Here is a 17,193-nt window from a genome sequence, read left to right as displayed (position 1 = left end):
TCCTTTTCTATCTCTTTTTATTGTTGTGTTAATGAACTGTAATCAAAGTTTGCTAAAACAGCTTTCACTTCTTGGTCAGTATCTCCTAAAAGCGCCGAACCATTACTTGTGCGATCCACAAGCGTTAAGTCCATTGGTCTAACAACTTTTGTTTCGCCGTTTCCAGCAACAATCGTGTATTCGCTAGTTGAAGTGATTTCTCCATCTAAGAATACGACACGATGTGGTTTTGTCTTCAATTCACGTAAAACCATGAGTCCACGTTTTGCACGTGTGAGCATTGAGATTTCTAATACATTGAATCGTTTCACAGCACCACGCTGTGTTGTAAGGAATGCAGAAACAACTTTATGTTCTAATGAGTAAACCATCGCTCCAGCAACAAAATCTTCTTTACGAAGGTTGATTGCTTTCACACCGCTGGCTACTGTACCAACTACTGGGATTTCGCTTAATTCATAGCGTAAGCCAAATCCGCAGTGCGTTACGATAAATACTTCAAGTCCTTCTGGATTTGTGACAACCACTTTCACTACTTCGTCAGTCGTTGTCTTAAGTTTCATCGCGTTACTTGTACGAGTCTTGTATCCTCGGTACGTTGTAAACTCATTGAATAGTGTTTGTTTCACTAAGCCCTCTTTTGTAAAGAAGACAACCGTCCAATCTTTATAAGTCTCGTCGCTATCTTTTGCTTTCACAAATCCTGAAATAATCACTTCATTACTTGCTAGCGAAATCGATTGACTTAAGTGGTTTCCAACATCTTTCCATTTCGCTTCTGGAATTTCATGCACTGGTAAGTGTAAGTAATTTCCTTTCGAAGTAAATAGAATGAGGTTATCTAGTGTCGAAGCTTTTTGGCAAAGGATTACTTCATCCCCTTCACGCATTCCGTTTTCTTCTGGAGCGCTTGAAGCAAACGAACGTGGGCTAACACGTTTGTAGTACCCTTGTTTAGTAGCAACCACATAAACTTCTTCTTCAGTAACTAATACTTCAGTTTCAATCTTAATCTCTTCAATTTCCGCTTGAATTTGCGTTAAACGAGGAGTTGCATATTTCTTCTTCAAATCTCGCAATTCACTCTTCATTACTTGAAGAAGTGTTTTTTCAGATTTTAAGATACTTAAGAAAGTTGCGATTTGCTCATTCAAATCAAGCTTCTCATTTTGAAGGATTGTAATATCTGTATTTGTTAAACGATATAATTGTAAACTTACAATCGCTTCTGCTTGAATCATTGTAAAGTCGTATGTCTCCACTAAACGTTCTTTAGCGTGTTTCTTATCTTTACTATTACGGATTAACGCAATCACTTCGTCTAAAATCGATAAAGCCTTCATCAAACCGTCTACGATATGCAACCGATCTTGAGCTTTCTTCAAATCATACTGTGTACGTCTTGTAATCACTTCTTTTTGGAAGTTAATATATGAAGTTAGAATTGTTTTTAAGCCTACTTGTACTGGACGGCGTTCATCAATAGCCACCATATTGAAGTTATAGTTGACTTGTAAATCTGTATTCTTCAATAAGTAGTTTAGAATGCCTTCTGCATTGGCCTCTTTCTTCAATTCAACAACGATTTGAAGCCCTGTACGGTCAGATTCGTCCCTTACTTCAGCAATACCGTCAATCTTCTTATTCAAGCGAATTTCATCAATCTTCTTCACTAATAAAGCTTTGTTTACTTCATATGGAATTTCAGAAATGATTATTTGTGTTTTACCGCCTTTAATTGGTTCAATCTTCGTTTTCGAACGAATAACCACTTTACCGCGTCCGGTTTCATACGCTTGTTCCAATTCCTCAATCCCCTGGATAATTCCTCCTGTCGGGAAATCCGGACCTTTCACAAATTGCATTAATTCTTTCACAGTCGCTTTAGGATGGTCAATTGCATGAATGGTTGCGTCAATCACTTCTCCTAAGTTATGCGTTGGAATTTCTGTAGCATAACCGGCTGAAATCCCAGTAGCTCCATTTACAAGGAGGTTAGGATAACGAGCAGGAAGTACAGTTGGTTCTTCTTCTGTATCATCGAAGTTTAATACGAATTCAACGGTCTGTTTATCTAAATCACGGAGTAATTCTTCTGAAATTTTAGAAAGACGGGCTTCCGTATAACGCATCGCAGCAGCAGGGTCTCCGTCCATACTACCATTATTCCCGTGCATTTCAATTATCACATCACGAAGCTTCCAATCTTGACTCATACGAACCATCGCTTCATATACTGAAGAGTCACCGTGTGGGTGGAAATTACCGATTACGTTACCGACAGTTTTAGCCGATTTACGGAATTGTTTATCGCTAGTATTTCCATCGATAGACATCGCATATAAAATACGACGTTGTACTGGTTTTAAACCATCACGGATATCAGGAAGAGCACGGTCTTGGATAATGTATTTTGAATAACGTCCAAATCGGTCGCCCATTACATCTTCCAGATTCAATTCTTGAATATCTTGAATTTGACTCATACTATTCCTCCTCTCCTAGTAACGACAATTGTTCTACATGATCAATTGTTGCTTCTTTTTTCTTAACTGATGGTTTCTTTTCTTCTTTTTTCGGACTAGCGGTTGTGCTAATGGCATTTACGTCTGATTCTAAAATACTCTTATCTTCTTCTAGACCAAACTCAACATGACGTTCAATCCACTTACGACGAGGTTCTACTTTGTTCCCCATCAATGTACTTACACGACGTTCTGCTTGTGCTTTATCGTCAATTACTACACGAATTAACGTTCTAGTCTCTGGATTCATGGTCGTATCCCATAATTGGTCAGCGTTCATTTCCCCAAGACCTTTATAGCGTTGTAATAAGTAACCTTTTCCGACTAATTTAGTCTTCTCATCAAGTTCTTTTTCTGTCCACGCATACTCAACGACTTGTTTCTTACCTGTCCCTTTAGAAATCTTATATAAAGGTGGTAATGCAAGATATACTTTGCCTGCTTCAATCAATGGTTTCATATAGCGGTAGAAGAATGTTAATAGTAAAACTTGAATGTGGGCGCCATCGGTATCCGCATCGGTCATAATGACAATCTTGTCATAGTTACAGTCTTCAATCTTGAAGTCACTACCAACACCAGCACCAATCGTATAAATAATTGTATTGATTTCTTCATTCTTCAGAATATCTGAAATCGATGCTTTTTCAGTATTGATTACTTTACCACGCAATGGAAGAATCGCTTGGAACTTACGGTCACGACCTTGTTTAGCAGAACCACCGGCAGAGTCCCCCTCTACTAAGTAAAGTTCGTTCTTCTTAGGGTTCTTACTTTGAGCAGGCGTTAATTTACCAGAAAGTAGCGTTTCTTTCTTCTTGCCCTTCTTACCATTACGGCTCTCTTCACGGGCCTTACGACTCGCCTCACGCGCTTCACGTGCTTTAATCGCTTTACGAATTAACTCTTGCGCAATTTCACCATTCTCTGTTAAGAAGAATCCTAATTGCTCAGAAATCGTATTATCAACAATCCCACGTGCAGCAGGCGTTCCTAATTTATCTTTTGTTTGTCCTTCGAATTGTAGGATTTCTTCAGGAATACGCAGCGAAATAATCGCAGTTAATCCTTCACGGACATCGCTACCTTCAAGGTTTTTATCTTTATCTTTTAAAAGACCAACTTTACGTGCATATTCGTTAAATGCTTTCGTTAAGGCACTCTTCATTCCCACTTCATGAGTACCACCGTCTTTTGTACGAACGTTGTTAACGAAAGATAAAATCGTTTCTGAATAGCCGTCGTTATATTGGAATGCAAATTCTGTTTCTACACCATCCACTGTGCTGTCAAAGTCAACTACAGGAGATAATGTATCTTTTTCTTCATTTAAATATTGGATAAAATCGCGAATCCCTTCTTCATAATGGAAAATTTCTGATTCGCCAGTACGTTCATCAGTCAATACAATTGTAAGACCTTTTAGTAAGAAGGCAGATTCTCTTAAACGTTCCGCTAATGTCTCATAAGACCAGTTCGTCGTAGAGAAAGTCTTATCACTTGGTAAGAAAGTTACTGAAGTCCCAGAACCACGTCGGCTTGTTTTCTCTTTCTTAACCGTTCCTACAGGTTCACCACCGTTTTTGAACGATTGTTTGTATAAAGTACCGTCACGTAACACTTCTACTGTTAACCAATCTGATAACGCGTTAACAACAGACGCCCCGACACCGTGGAGACCACCTGATGTCTTATATCCACCCTGACCGAATTTACCACCGGCATGCAGTACCGTAAAAATAACTTGAATCGTTGGAATTCCAGAAGCGTGTTTCCCAGTAGGCATTCCACGACCATTATCTTTTACAGTAAGCGATTGGTCCTTATGAATTGTAACTTCAATTTTTGTTGCATAACCTGATAAAGCTTCGTCGACTGCGTTATCCACAATCTCGTAAGCTAAATGATGAAGTCCACGGTGATCCGTTGATCCAATATACATCCCTGGACGTTTACGAACAGCTTCAAGGCCTTCTAAAACTTGAATCGCATCATCATTATATTGATTCGTTACTTTGCTCATTTAATACGCTCCTTTTTTTGTCATCTTATCTATAATACTTGTTTTTCGCGATTTTCGCAAGATTTCTCCTTAGAAATGGCGCTAAATTAACCTTTCTCATCCGTTGTATAGACAGCACCTTTTATGTTAAACTGTCACTAGACTGTTTTAAGGAGAAATAGACTTATGTCATTTACTTTTATTATAGGTGCTCTTGTAGCGTACCTACTCGGGTCTATTCCATCTGGATTATGGATTGGACAAACATTCTTTCAAAAAGATATCCGCGAATTTGGTAGCGGGAATTTAGGATCTACAAATGCGTTCCGCGTTCTTGGTCCAAAAGCAGGTTCAGTTGTGTTATTTTGTGATGTGTTCAAAGGATCTCTAGCAACAATTCTTGCAATGACTATCTTTAAACAACCAAGTATTTCACCGCTTTGGATTGCATCTTTTGCAGTGATCGGTCACACTTTCCCTCTCTTTGCTTCATTCAAAGGTGGAAAAGCAGTTGCGACTTTTGCAGGAATGATTTTAGCCTATCAACCACTCTTATTATTATATGGATTGATTATTTTCCTAGTGTTGCTTGCAATCACTCGTATGGTTAGTTTGACTGCTATGGTGACCATCTCTATAGGTGTTCTATTATCACTACTCTTCAACGATTGGGTGCTAACAGCATTCGCACTTGCAATTGATATCTTCATCATTTATCGTCATAGAGCCAACATTCAACGAATTTTAAATGGTACTGAAAACAAAGTCCCAATGCCTTGGGATAAGAAAAATAAAGACACTAAGTAAATCTTAGTGTCTTTTCTTTTTATTCAAATACAAATGTCGCACATGATTGATACGGTGTATCTTTAGTGATTCGGAGAATATTTTTCTTTTCTTTGAGGTTTAATGTAGTCTCACTTGCTAAGTCTGGATAACCATCCCATGGTTCAAAACAAATAAACGGTGAATCGTCTGCCATTGTCCAAACTCCAACTGCTTCGATTCCGTTTAAATGAACCGTTACACTTCTTTGTCCTTTAGGAGAATACAATTTCCCTTTAAACTTAGGGTCTTTTGATTTAAATAACAATACATCATTTGTAAATAAATCATGATGCAATGCAAAGTCTCCTTCGGTAAAAGGAACACCCTCTAAAGATGCTAGATAAGGAATTTCTAGCTCCAATTTTGAAATAGGAGCCTCACTCTCTAATTGAATATGATAATCTTCAAAAGTAAGACCTTTCTCAAGAGGAACTGCAAATGCTGGATGTCCACCAATGGCAAAATACAACTCTGGACTTGTCGTTGATACGCTATAAGTCATCTTTAATGCATTATTCTCTAAAGAATATTGAAGTCTTAGTTCAAACTCAAATGGATATTCCTCTTCAATCATTTTGTCTGTTAACAAGAATGCCGCAAAGTTTTCTCCTTGTTCTTCTAATTGAAAAGCATAATCTCTAGCAAATCCATGCTTTCTAGCAGGATAAGTCTTTCCTTCATATACAAACGAATTTTCTCTTATCGCTCCAATATTTGGGAAAAGAATCGGGGATTGCTTATTCCAATGAATCCCATCTGGTTGATACATGTATTCCGTATCTGTTTTTTTTGAAACAACAGAAGTGAGTTCAGCTCCAAATAGCTTAATCCCAACTTTTAAATACTCATTTTCAATAAAGATTTTTTCCATAATCATCGCCTCGATTTACGCATGTTTTAATTCTGACAATAGTGAAGACTTAATATTTTCATTCTTAATTTTAATATATGTCCCTTTTGTACCTAAACTTCTGCTTTCGATAATACCAGCTGATTCAAGCTTACGGATAGCATTCACAATTACTGTACGAGTAATATGGTATTCTTGAGCGATTTTAAGAGCGGTGAATCGTAAATCCATTCCATCAAACAGACCTACAATCACTTTAATAGCCTCTAATTCACTATAAGATAATGAGTTGAGAGCAAGGTGGACATTTTGTTGTTCACGTTTTTCTTGCTCAATCTTGCGAGTATACCAATGAAGCATTTCTGTCCCGATTACTGTTGCAGCATGTTCAGCTAAGATTAAATCATCTGTAGAGAAAGGTTGCCCCTCTTTCCCCATCACAACAAATCCCAGTTGCTTACCAGAAGCGTAGATTGGAATTACCGTTGTCATTGCTTCTTGGAAGTTATCGTGTAATTCAACCGGGAAAATCGTTAAATTATCGGTCACCGGAATATTTTCCTTTGTGAATTTTAAGGTCGTCAATTCTTTCATATAGAAGTCTGGAAATTGACGACTATCCTTATATTCTTTCATACGATCGTTATTCACTTGGAACTCATCATGAATCCCAAGCATTCTCCCATCGATTGAAGCAATATATAAATCGACTTTTAATAAAGATCCTAAGATTTCAGTCAACTTATTAAATGGTAAGTCAGCAGTTTCTGAGTCTCTCCACACGTTGTCGTATTGCACAATCTCGTTTATTTTTCGTAAATCAGCTAATATTGTACGCACAAGTGTATTCTCCTTTTTTATAAAATGTATTTCGTTAAATCTTGATCCTCACGAATCGCATTTAGTTTACTTTCAACATATTGTTCTGTAATTTGAATGCTTCCCATTTGCATAGATGGCGCTTCAAATAACAATTCTTCAAGTACTGTTTCTAAAATCGTATGAAGACGACGAGCACCGATATTTTCCATTGTACTGTTCACTTCAAAAGCAATTTCAGCCAGTTTTGAGACGGCTTCTTTTGTAAAGATGACTTCTACATTTTCTGTTGCTAGTAAGGCTTTATATTGTTTCAATAATGCATTCTTAGGTTCCGTTAGGATGCGTTCGAAGTCTTCTTTAGATAGATCTTGTAATTCAACACGAATTGGGAAACGACCTTGTAATTCCGGCATTAAATCACTTGGTTTAGCGACATGGAAGGCACCAGATGCGATAAACAAGATATGGTCTGTGTTAATCACACCGTACTTCGTATTCACTTGGCTTCCTTCAACAATCGGTAAGATGTCACGTTGAACCCCTTCGCGAGAAACCTCACTACCGTTATGGCCTTTTGCTGCAATCTTATCAATCTCATCGATAAAGATAATTCCAGAAGTTTCAGCAAGTTTCAACGCTTCTGCATGCATATCTTCTTGATTAATTAAGTTGTTAGCTTCTTCCTCTGTTAGTAATTCTAACGCCTCTTTCACCGTAACAGTACGGCTAATTTTCTTCTTCGGTGTCATTTGGTCAAGAACGGATTGAATTTGCATCATTTGTTCCATTTGATTTCCAGAGCCAGCCATACGCATTGGTTTCTCTGTTAATTCAATCGTCACTTCTTTAGAATCAAGAAGGCCGTCTCTTAATTGTTGCTCAATATCGCGTCGTTTTTGAGCAATCTCTTCAGTGACTTCTTCTTTCATCTCAGGTTCAATACCAGGATTTTGGATTCCCATTTGTTGGAACATACTAAAAAGTGAATCTTGTTGCGGATTTGATACTTTCTTCATGATTCCTGGTTTTAAAACCTTCGCTAATTTCTTAACGGCTTTATCAAACGCTTGAGGTTTAACTTCTTCTTGTTTTAATTTAGTAACGATTTGAATCGCGTTTTCGACTAAGTCACGAACCATCGATTCTACATCACGTCCAACATAACCCACTTCCGTAAATTTAGTGGCTTCCACTTTTGCGAATGGTGCATCGACTAATTTCGCAAGACGACGAGCTAATTCAGTTTTACCTACCCCAGTAGGTCCAATCATCAATAAATTCTTTGGTGTCACTTCTTTTTTCATTTCTTCGTCTAATAATAAACGACGGTAACGATTTCGAAGAGCCACCGCTAAAGCACGTTTAGCATCGTGTTGACCAACGATAAATTGATCTAATTCGGACACCACTTCTCTTGGTGTTTTACTAATATTTGCTTGCATACAACCACTTCCTTACGCTAACGTTTCAGTAATGATATTATCGTTTGTAAAAATATCAATTTCTGAAGCGATTTTTAAACTTTCACGAGCGATATCTTCTGCTGTTAAACTCGAATCTCCAAATCTTAGGAGCCCTCTAGCAGCTGCTAAAGCGAAGTTTCCACCAGAACCAATTGTTAGAATTCCATCGTCTGGTTCAATGACTTCACCCGTTCCTGAAACAAGTAGAACTTGTTCTTTATTCATCACGATTAACATCGCTTCTAATTTTTGTAAACCACGGTCACTTCTCCATTGTTTTGCCATTTCAATAGCAGCACGTTGTAAGTTCCCTTTAAATTGTTTGAGTTTATCTTCAAACATTTCTTCTAAAGTGATAGCATCTGCAACGCCACCCGCAAATCCAACAAGTACTTGATTGTCGAAAATACGACGGATTTTACGAGCGGTTCCTTTCATAATCACTTTTTCACCCATTGTTACTTGGCCGTCACCAGCCATCGCAACTTGGTTATCTTTTTTTACTGCACAAATTGTAGTCATGATTTTCCTCCATTGTTCTTATTAAAGGCACTTGCATCAAATTCACTCTTCCCAGCTTTAGACCTTGGAAAATATAATTGGTAATTTTGTTGAAGAGCTTCTTTTGTCACATGTGTATAAATTTGAGTCGAACTAAGACTTACGTGTCCTAGAAGTTCTTGCACTGTTCTCATATCCGCACCGTTATTTAACAAATGAGTCGCAAACGTGTGTCTAAGCATATGCGGATGAATTTTAAGTGTCAGACCACTTTCTTGGATGAGTTTTTCTAAAATATAACGAACCCCATTAGTCGTCAGTGGATCGCCTAAATGATTCACGAAAACGTAGGAATGGTCCTTACGTTCTTTCGCCATCAAGTCTTTGCGTCCTTCTTCAAGATACGTTTCTAAGGCCGTCCTTGCAAAGTCACCAATCGGAACATAGCGTTCTTTAGAACCTTTACCAATGACGAGAATAATGCTATTTTCAAGGTCTAATTGCTCAAGAGTTAAATTCGTTAACTCACTTACACGCATACCTGTAGCATATAATACTTCTACTAGAGCTTTATTACGTTGGTCTAAAGACTGATTTCCATCGATTGAATCAATAAATTTTTCGATTTCATCCTCATAAAAGAATTCAGGCAGACGCATTTTACCCTTCTTGTAACTGATAGACGCAAAAGGATTTGTTTCTACGATGCTTCTTTCGACAAGAAAATGATAAAACGAACGTAAACTCGAAAGAAAACGAGAAATACTCGAACGGTTATAGTTTTCGCGGTGCAATACACCAAGATAAATTCGAACATCAACGACTGTGACATCATTCCAAGAATGAATTGGAACTTCTGTCAAATAGTCATAAAAATGTTGAATATCACGGTCATACGCATGAATCGTCTCTGGCGAATAACGTCGTTCAACTTTTAAATACGTTAAAAAATCTTGCATTTCGTTCTTCATCGTCTTCCTCCTATCGTTAACTTTATCACAGAAAGCACTTTCTTACAACCGAATTGTCAAAATTATTACGACAATTAATACAAATTTAATAAACAGGATGTGAGAAAAGGCGTTCATAGGCGATGACGGTTCGCAGGTTAGCCGCAAAGGACTGTTTACAGTCGTGCGGACTAACCTCGAAAGGCTTGAGCCTATGCCTTTTCGAACTCAACTTAACAGGATGTGAGACATCGCGCTTAGAAATGGAACGTTGGACCGGAATACCGTAAACGGTCTATAAGACCGTGCGGATATTTCGGGAAACGCACGCCATTTCTGCGTTGGCGAACTCAACTACACCAGGATACGAGGGCGAACGCTCATGACTGAAACACTGGACCGAAACGACGGAAGGAACGTGAAACGTTCTGCGTACGTTTCTGGAAACAAAACTTCACAGTGTGAAGTTTTGCAGTCCTGTGAGTCCGAGTTCAACTCCACAGGATGGCAGAAAGACAGAAGTAAAGAATATTTTTGCAGTGCAAGAATATTCTGCTTCGTCGTCTTTCGCCCGCAAAGTTTATTAGACGTTCTTGAATCATGAGTGATGAAAAGAACGTCAATAAACCACTGCGTATAAATCAAAGCACTGTTATTATTCAGGGCAAAATTAAAGAGCACCTAGATTTCTCTAAGTGCTCTTTATCTTTATTTTTGAACAGCTTCTTTGTAATCGCAATTGCTACATGCAATTTGTTTTCCACCGCGACCTTTTTTCTCTACTAAGTAGTGGTCACATTTAGGACAATTACGTCCGATCGGTTTATCCCATGATACAAATTCGCATTCAGGGTAACGATCACAGCCATAGAAGATACGGTTTTTCTTCGATTTACGTTCGATAACTTTCCCTTTACCACATGTTGGGCATGTAATACCGATATCTTTCACGATTGCTTGAGTGTGGTGACATTCTGGGAAATTACTACAAGCGTAGAATTTACCAAAACGACCTAATTTAATGACCATTGGATGTCCACATTTTTCACAGTTAAATCCAGCTGGTTCATCTTTAATTTGAACTTTCTCGATTTCAACTTCTGCTTTATCCACTTCAACCTTGAATGGTTGGTAGAACTTATCGATGACTTGTACCCACTCTTCTTTTCCTTCTTCAACAAGGTCGAGATTATCTTCCATTGAAGCAGTGAAATGAGTATCGACAATATTTGGGAAATATTGTTCAATGATTTGATGTACTACATAACCAAGTTCTGTTGGTTCAAAACGCTTAGAAACTAGTTTAACGTAATAACGTTTTTGGATTGTTTCAATTGTTGGTGCGTATGTTGATGGACGACCAACGCCGATTTCTTCTAAGGTTTTAATTAAAGTCGCTTCAGAATAACGCGCAGGTGGTTGCGTGAAATGTTGTTCAGGATTTAGTTTAGCTAATTGAACTTCATCCCCAACTTGCATTTCAGGAAGTGCGTTTCCTTTTTTCGCATCTGCATTATCTTGATAAACTTTTTGATATCCAGCAAACTTGACAGTTGATCCATTCGCTTTAAACACATGGTTATTTTGTTCTAAATCAACTTGTACAGTGTCATAAACGGCGGCTGTCATTTGACTAGCAACGAATCGTGACCAAATTAATGTGTACAATTTCAATTGATCTTTCGTTAAATAACTTGCGATTGAATCTGGTGTACGAAGAACTGAAGACGGACGAATGGCTTCGTGCGCATCCTGAGCCCCCTCAGCGTTCTTTACAGCGCGTTTAGTCGCTAGACAGTATTCTTTACCAAACTCTTTCTCAATGAACTCAGACGCCTCATTTTGAGCAGATGCTGAAATACGAGTTGAGTCTGTACGCATATACGTAATTAAACCGACAGAACCACTACGTCCAAGTGATACCCCTTCATAAAGTTGTTGGGCAACCATCATCGTTTTACGAGTTCTGAAGTTTAAGCGATTTGACGCATCTTGTTGCAAACTACTTGTTGTAAATGGTGCTGCAGGATTGCGACGACGTTCTTTTTTCGTCACTTTAGTAACCTTGAATGGTTTCTTCTCAGAAAGTTCTGCCATTACTGATTTTACAGTCGCTTCTTTTTCTAAAGCGGCTTTCTTAGCTGTTGTTCCATAGTAATTAGCCGTGAAAGCTTTCTTTTCTTTCTTGAATTGTCCTTCAAGAGTCCAGTATTCTTCTGGAACGAATGCTTTAATTTCGTTCTCGCGATCAATGATTAATTTCACAGCGATACTTTGAACACGCCCTGCACTGAGTCCCTTTTTCACTTTTTTCCATAAAATAGGAGATAAAGTATAACCCACAAGACGGTCTAAAATACGACGTGCTTGTTGCGCGTCCACTAAGTCCATATCAATCTTTCTAGGATTCTTGAACGCTTCTTTAATTGCATCTTTTGTAATCTCATTAAATTCCACACGAATAGGTGCGTTTAAATCAAGTCCTAATAAATGAGCTAAATGCCAAGAAATAGCTTCTCCTTCTCTATCCGGGTCACTCGCGAGATAGACAGCATCTGCTTTTGCTGCTTCTTTTTTAAGTGATTTGATTAAATCACCTTTCCCACGAATTGAAATATAATGAGGTTCATAATTATGTTCAATATCTACGCCCATTTTGCTTTTAGGCAAATCACGTAAGTGCCCTTTACTAGCAACTACTTTAAAGTTTTTCCCTAAATAGCGTTCAATGGTTTTAGCTTTTGTAGGAGACTCTACAATTACTAGATTTTGCTTCACCATTAAATGGCTCCTTCCCTAATCCACTCTATCTAACAGTTCTCTCAAGCTAAGAAAGCCCGAGAATAGTGAGATTGCTTAAATTATCTTTTGTCATCATATCTAAACACATTCTTTTTGTCAAGGCAACAAAATAATCTCTTAAACTGTTAGATTGTATTTTTAAGGAAAATATTTCAGATTTTTAGAAATGGTATCGCCGTTTTTAACAAGACACGCTCCTGCTTCAATCAAGCTATTGGTTCCCTTTGAATGGGGCGAAAATATGTTTCCCGGAACGGCAAAAACTTCTCTATTTTCACTCAATGCTAAGTTTGCGGTTATGAGGCTTCCACTTTTCTCTTTCGCTTCGATCACACATACTCCATGACTTAGTCCAGCGATGATGCGATTACGGTATGGAAAATGGAATTTTAAAGGTCGACTCTCTAGTGGATATTCAGAAAGGAGTAATCCTCTTTTCGCAATCATGTCATAAAGATTCGCATTTTCAGGTGGATAAACGACATCTAATCCACTTCCAATAACTGCAATAGTATTCCCGTTAGTCTTGAGGGTTTCTTCATGAGCTAATGTATCCACACCTCGAGCTAATCCACTGACAACTACAATACCATCATTAACGATGGGTGGGATTAACTCATGAATACATTCTTTAGCATATTTAGAATGATCTCTTGATCCCACAATAGCTACTGCTCTCTGATTAATGAGTGATAAGTTTCCTCTATAAAATAATACAATAGGAGGTAAATAAATTTCTTTTAATCGTTGGGGATAACCACCGTCCAAAACGGTCAATACCTTCACTCTTTTTTCCTGTAGTCTCTTGATTTCAACATCCCAATCCATTGATTCTATCCACTGACTCGTTTCTTCTGGCAGTGCGTATTTTAAATCCCCTAGAACAAAAGTGTCGTTTAAGGAGACATCTTCATTCAACCGTTCATAGAGCTCAAAGAATCGTTTGCTCGTCAGCGTATCGCTCATCGCAACTGCAATCAGTAATCTACGTTTTGTCCAAATCATAAAAAAACTCCTTCTCGAAATAGTCTTTCAATACTATTTACGAGAAAGAGATCTGTTTTGGATTTTATTGATAATCTTTCACTGGAGCAAATGTCATGCGGTGAATTGGTGTTGGTCCTAATTTTGCAAGACCTTCAAGATGCGCTTTCGTACCATAACCGGCATTTTGAGCAAAGCCGTAACCTGGATACAATTGTTCGTAATCCTTCATCATTTGGTCACGAACCTCTTTAGCAACAATACTTGCTGCAGCAATAGAGATGCTTTTAGCGTCCCCTTTAATAATACCTTCTTCAGGAATACCAGTATCCAGTTTCATTGCATCAATCAATAAGTAGTCTGGCTGTTCTGGCAATAATTCAATCGCTCTCTTCATAGCCACTTTACTTGCTTCATATATATTAATCTTATCAATCGTAAAAGCATCTACAATACCGATACCAATTGCGATGGCTTGTTCTTTAATGATTTCAAAAATTTCAGCACGCTTCTTAGCACTTAATTTCTTCGAATCATCCAGACCGATATCTTCCATTCCTTCAGGTAGAATCACGGCAGCTGCTACGACTGGACCAGCAAGTGGACCGCGACCCACTTCATCGATTCCAGCAATCATTTTGTAGCCTTTTTGTTTAGCTGCACGTTCAAAGCTTTGCATTTCCTCAAAGTGAGCAGCACGTACTGCTTTTTTAGCGTACTGACGTTCGAATTTGGCAATTAAATCTTGAACTCCTTTACGCTCGTCACTTCGAAGTTCTGTTAAACGCTCATCCGACAACGTTTGAATTTCTTCAAGAATCAATTTAATTTCTTTGATGGAACGTTTTTCCATTATGCTTCCCCCGTTAACGACACAGGCGCTTGGTCTAATGTATAACGACCAAGTTTCCCTGAACGAATATCAAACACGATTCGTTCACTTGCCTTTTCATAATCTTCTTTAAAGCCTAAATTCTTTGTAATTAACATTAATAAATCTACGTTTGAGAGTTCTAAATCATCATCCGTTAATCGATAAGCTTTCTTTAAATACTCTGGATAATCCAATTTGAACTGACTAAGAGCAAATAATGCAATATCATCCATATGAAGGAGCGCATCTTTAATAGCTCCAGTTAACGCTAGCTTATTTCCAACTTCTTCACTTTCAAACTTCGGCCATAGAATTCCTGGTGTATCTAATAACTCAAAATCATTTTCGATTTTCAACCAACGTTGTCCCTTTGTAACCCCAGGGCGGTTTGCAGTTTCCGCTTGGTTTTTATTAATCATACGATTGATAAAAGTTGATTTTCCAACGTTTGGAATACCAAGAACCATTAAGCGAATCGGTCTAGGACGGATTCCTTTTACAAGATTCTTTTCAAAGACCGGTGCCATTAATTCTTTAATCGCGGCCTTTACTAGTTTAATCCCTTTTCCGTCTTTTGCTTCTGTTGTAAGAACTTTAATTCCTTGGCTAGTAAAATAATCATTCCAACGTTTTGTTTGAGATGGATCTGCCAAATCTACTTTGTTTAATAAAATTAACTGTTTCTTTTGACCTTTAATTTCTTCGATAATAGGATTGCGACTTGATTCTGGAATACGAGCATCCACCATTTCAATCACAACATCGACTAGTTTTAATTTTTCTGTTGCTTCCCGGCGCGCTTTGGCCATATGCCCAGGGAACCATTGGATTGTTGCCATAAATTTCGAATCCTTTCTATTTGGTCTTTAATAAATCATTCATATTGAACCATCAAACATTATACCATGTTTTCATTCTTTTTTCCGTTCTCTTCCTCATCCCTATAACGAAAAATCTCAGTACAACAACGATTCCTTGTCATTGCACTGAGATTTCATTTATATGCAAAAATTTTAGTCGATTACTTCGTAAATACTTTCTGTATTCCAACGAACTTTTGGTTTAATCTCTTCGTCTCTATAACCAAAAGCACACATAACAGATACTCCAAATTCTGATGTATCCAAAACGCCTTTTTCTTCTAAATAAGCTTCTACTTTATCTTTATCGAATCCTTCGATTGGACATGAATCCATCCCCATTAGAACTGCCGCATTCATCATATTTGTCATTTGGATATACGTTTGTTTACTTGCCCAGTCAAAGAGTGAACGTTCATCGTTCAGCTTTGCATCACTTTCTTGGAAACTCTTAATACGATGCGCATAAGCAGAATCGGGATCATAACTTCTATGTCTTACTTCTTGCATTAATTTTTCGATATAAGGAGTTTCATAGTTCACGCCTTTACGAGCTAGATAAATCACAAAATGACTAGCACCATCAAGCATTGAAACAGCGCCCCAAGCCATTGATTTTAAATCTTGCTTCATTTCTTTGTTATTTAATAAAAGCATTTTCCAAGGTTCAAAACCAAGCGAAGAAGGAGCTAATCTACCTACTTCCACAAGTGCTGCCCAATCTTCATCAGAAATGCGACGAGTTGGATCAAATTTTTTAGTAGCATAACGTTGGTGTTGTAATGCAACGACTTCTTCTCTATTCATCATACAAGTCTCCTTAAGTGTAAAATTTACACACAATATATATCATTAGTTTAACAATTTAGAAATAGAATAGCAATCCACCTAGTTAAATTAAAAGAGACTGAATTGCTTCAGTCTCATCTTTACTATTGAGGATTGTTTTCTGACGACTTGAACTTCACTTTCTTAATCTTGAAGTCAATATGTCGCTCCCTGATGGTTGCTTCAATATCATCAATCGAAATTTGTTTATCATTTTCAATCTGAATGTTAATTTCATATTTACCACCGATATCTTTTACATCAACATTCGCAATTTGATATTGTTTTAAATCACAGTATTGATAAATATCATGAACGAGCGAGATATCACCTACCGTCCCATTGATGCTTGCTTGGTAGATTTGATGTTGTTTTGTAAAATCATGTGTTAGCCATTGGATCAACATAACGAACACGCTACATACGAGACCAAAGAACCATAATCCTCCACCAATCGCCATACCGATACCGGAGGTCGCCCAAATACCAGCTGCTGTTGTTAGTCCACTAATTTTCTTGTCACGCATGAAGATAATTCCCCCACCGATGAAGGAAATACCACTAACGATTTGTGCTGCGACACGTGTTGAATCAAAGTCATGAGTATCAAGAAACGCTTCTTTGGAAATAATCATCATCAATGCGGAAGTTAAACAAACAATAACGTGGGTTTTAACACCGGCTTGTTTATTTCTGGCTTTTCGTTCGTATCCAATTAACAGTCCGCAAATACATGCGAGGATAATTGACGTAAAATGTCTTAACTCTAACATTGCGTCAAATGAACGCACAAAAATTTGATCCATACTCTTCCTCCTTTAAAAATGTACCTTTCTATTTTACGCATATTTCGATAGAAAGTCAACAATAATGAAATCGTTTTCTAATCATAGTTATTCTACAA

14 protein-coding genes are annotated in these 17,193 nt (G+C 37.7%); 1 reads left to right on the top strand and 13 read right to left on the bottom strand.

Translation table 11 applies throughout. The features are described 5' to 3' along the window. Positions 1-17 precede the first annotated feature (17 nt). Entirely contained in the window at positions 18-2,486 is a 2,469-nt protein-coding gene (gene parC, locus O3798_RS04695) for a DNA topoisomerase IV subunit A (RefSeq protein ID WP_371463661.1), read from the bottom strand. Position 2,487: 1 nt separating this feature from the next. Further along, entirely contained in the window at positions 2,488-4,548 is a 2,061-nt protein-coding gene (parE, locus tag O3798_RS04690; protein WP_371463659.1) for a DNA topoisomerase IV subunit B, read from the bottom strand. 165 nt (positions 4,549-4,713) lie between these two features. Between parE and plsY the strand changes: the two genes are divergently transcribed. Then, complete coding sequence (gene plsY / locus O3798_RS04685; RefSeq protein ID WP_048781945.1) at positions 4,714-5,334, top strand: glycerol-3-phosphate 1-O-acyltransferase PlsY; 621 nt, start codon at positions 4,714-4,716, stop codon at positions 5,332-5,334. Positions 5,335-5,353: 19 nt separating this feature from the next. Here the strand turns inward: plsY and O3798_RS04680 are convergent, their stop codons facing one another. The 11 genes from O3798_RS04680 to O3798_RS04630 form a co-directional block, all read right to left on the bottom strand. Beyond that, positions 5,354-6,226 (bottom strand): aldose 1-epimerase family protein, encoded by an 873-nt coding sequence (locus tag O3798_RS04680; protein ID WP_371463656.1) that lies wholly within the window; start codon positions 6,224-6,226, stop codon positions 5,354-5,356. A 15-nt stretch (positions 6,227-6,241) separates the two neighbouring features. Continuing rightward, on the bottom strand, positions 6,242-7,045 hold the full coding sequence (gene codY / locus O3798_RS04675; RefSeq protein WP_048781942.1) for a GTP-sensing pleiotropic transcriptional regulator CodY: 804 nt from the start codon (positions 7,043-7,045) through the stop codon (positions 6,242-6,244). A gap of 17 nt (positions 7,046-7,062) precedes the next feature. Continuing rightward, positions 7,063-8,469 (bottom strand): ATP-dependent protease ATPase subunit HslU, encoded by a 1,407-nt coding sequence (hslU, locus tag O3798_RS04670; RefSeq protein WP_371463653.1) that lies wholly within the window; start codon positions 8,467-8,469, stop codon positions 7,063-7,065. A gap of 12 nt (positions 8,470-8,481) precedes the next feature. Beyond that, on the bottom strand, positions 8,482-9,012 hold the full coding sequence (gene hslV, locus O3798_RS04665; protein ID WP_048709813.1) for an HslVU peptidase proteolytic subunit: 531 nt from the start codon (positions 9,010-9,012) through the stop codon (positions 8,482-8,484). Continuing rightward, positions 9,009-9,962, bottom strand: coding sequence for a tyrosine recombinase XerC (xerC, locus tag O3798_RS04660; RefSeq protein WP_048709816.1), 954 nt, complete (start codon positions 9,960-9,962; stop codon positions 9,009-9,011). The genes hslV and xerC overlap by 4 nt, the downstream gene beginning before the upstream one ends. Positions 9,963-10,649: 687 nt before the next feature. Next, complete coding sequence (topA, locus tag O3798_RS04655; RefSeq protein WP_285251982.1) at positions 10,650-12,722, bottom strand: type I DNA topoisomerase; 2,073 nt, start codon at positions 12,720-12,722, stop codon at positions 10,650-10,652. Positions 12,723-12,881: 159 nt separating this feature from the next. Further along, positions 12,882-13,748 (bottom strand): DNA-processing protein DprA, encoded by an 867-nt coding sequence (dprA, locus tag O3798_RS04650; protein WP_285251981.1) that lies wholly within the window; start codon positions 13,746-13,748, stop codon positions 12,882-12,884. Between the two features lie 64 nt (positions 13,749-13,812). Beyond that, positions 13,813-14,580, bottom strand: a complete 768-nt coding sequence (locus O3798_RS04645) for a ribonuclease HII (RefSeq protein ID WP_285251980.1) — start codon at positions 14,578-14,580, stop codon at positions 13,813-13,815. Next, the gene (gene ylqF / locus O3798_RS04640; protein ID WP_371463648.1) at positions 14,580-15,440 is read right to left on the bottom strand and encodes a ribosome biogenesis GTPase YlqF; all 861 of its coding nucleotides are present in this window, start codon (positions 15,438-15,440) and stop codon (positions 14,580-14,582) included. The genes O3798_RS04645 and ylqF overlap by 1 nt, the downstream gene beginning before the upstream one ends. Before the next feature lie 174 nt (positions 15,441-15,614). Next, a complete protein-coding gene (locus tag O3798_RS04635; protein ID WP_371463646.1) occupies positions 15,615-16,271 on the bottom strand; it encodes an NAD(P)H-dependent oxidoreductase in 657 nt (218 codons plus the stop codon). Positions 16,272-16,393: 122 nt separating this feature from the next. Next, a complete protein-coding gene (locus O3798_RS04630; protein ID WP_048711194.1) occupies positions 16,394-17,095 on the bottom strand; it encodes an MgtC/SapB family protein in 702 nt (233 codons plus the stop codon). Between the last annotated feature and the right edge of the window lie 98 nt (positions 17,096-17,193).

This window comes from Granulicatella sp. 20925_1_45 (assembly GCF_041433555.1).
GTDB lineage: Bacteria > Bacillota > Bacilli > Lactobacillales > Aerococcaceae > Granulicatella.
Note: the sequence above shows the minus strand (reverse complement) of the source record. Positions and strands in the feature narration are given on the sequence as shown.

What these genes read in the sequence shown, in the direction of transcription:
- hslV (WP_048709813.1), bottom strand. Translation starts at nt 9,012, where the DNA reads ATGACTACAATTTGTGCAGTAAAAAAAGATAACCAAGTTGCGATGGCT.
- O3798_RS04645 (WP_285251980.1), bottom strand. Translation starts at nt 14,580, where the DNA reads ATGGAAAAACGTTCCATCAAAGAAATTAAATTGATTCTTGAAGAAATT.
- parC (WP_371463661.1), bottom strand. Translation starts at nt 2,486, where the DNA reads ATGAGTCAAATTCAAGATATTCAAGAATTGAATCTGGAAGATGTAATG.
- plsY (WP_048781945.1), top strand. Translation starts at nt 4,714, where the DNA reads ATGTCATTTACTTTTATTATAGGTGCTCTTGTAGCGTACCTACTCGGG.
- topA (WP_285251982.1), bottom strand. Translation starts at nt 12,722, where the DNA reads ATGGTGAAGCAAAATCTAGTAATTGTAGAGTCTCCTACAAAAGCTAAA.
- O3798_RS04680 (WP_371463656.1), bottom strand. Translation starts at nt 6,226, where the DNA reads ATGGAAAAAATCTTTATTGAAAATGAGTATTTAAAAGTTGGGATTAAG.
- xerC (WP_048709816.1), bottom strand. Translation starts at nt 9,962, where the DNA reads ATGAAGAACGAAATGCAAGATTTTTTAACGTATTTAAAAGTTGAACGA.
- ylqF (WP_371463648.1), bottom strand. Translation starts at nt 15,440, where the DNA reads ATGGCAACAATCCAATGGTTCCCTGGGCATATGGCCAAAGCGCGCCGG.
- O3798_RS04630 (WP_048711194.1), bottom strand. Translation starts at nt 17,095, where the DNA reads ATGGATCAAATTTTTGTGCGTTCATTTGACGCAATGTTAGAGTTAAGA.
- parE (WP_371463659.1), bottom strand. Translation starts at nt 4,548, where the DNA reads ATGAGCAAAGTAACGAATCAATATAATGATGATGCGATTCAAGTTTTA.
- hslU (WP_371463653.1), bottom strand. Translation starts at nt 8,469, where the DNA reads ATGCAAGCAAATATTAGTAAAACACCAAGAGAAGTGGTGTCCGAATTA.
- O3798_RS04635 (WP_371463646.1), bottom strand. Translation starts at nt 16,271, where the DNA reads ATGATGAATAGAGAAGAAGTCGTTGCATTACAACACCAACGTTATGCT.
- dprA (WP_285251981.1), bottom strand. Translation starts at nt 13,748, where the DNA reads ATGATTTGGACAAAACGTAGATTACTGATTGCAGTTGCGATGAGCGAT.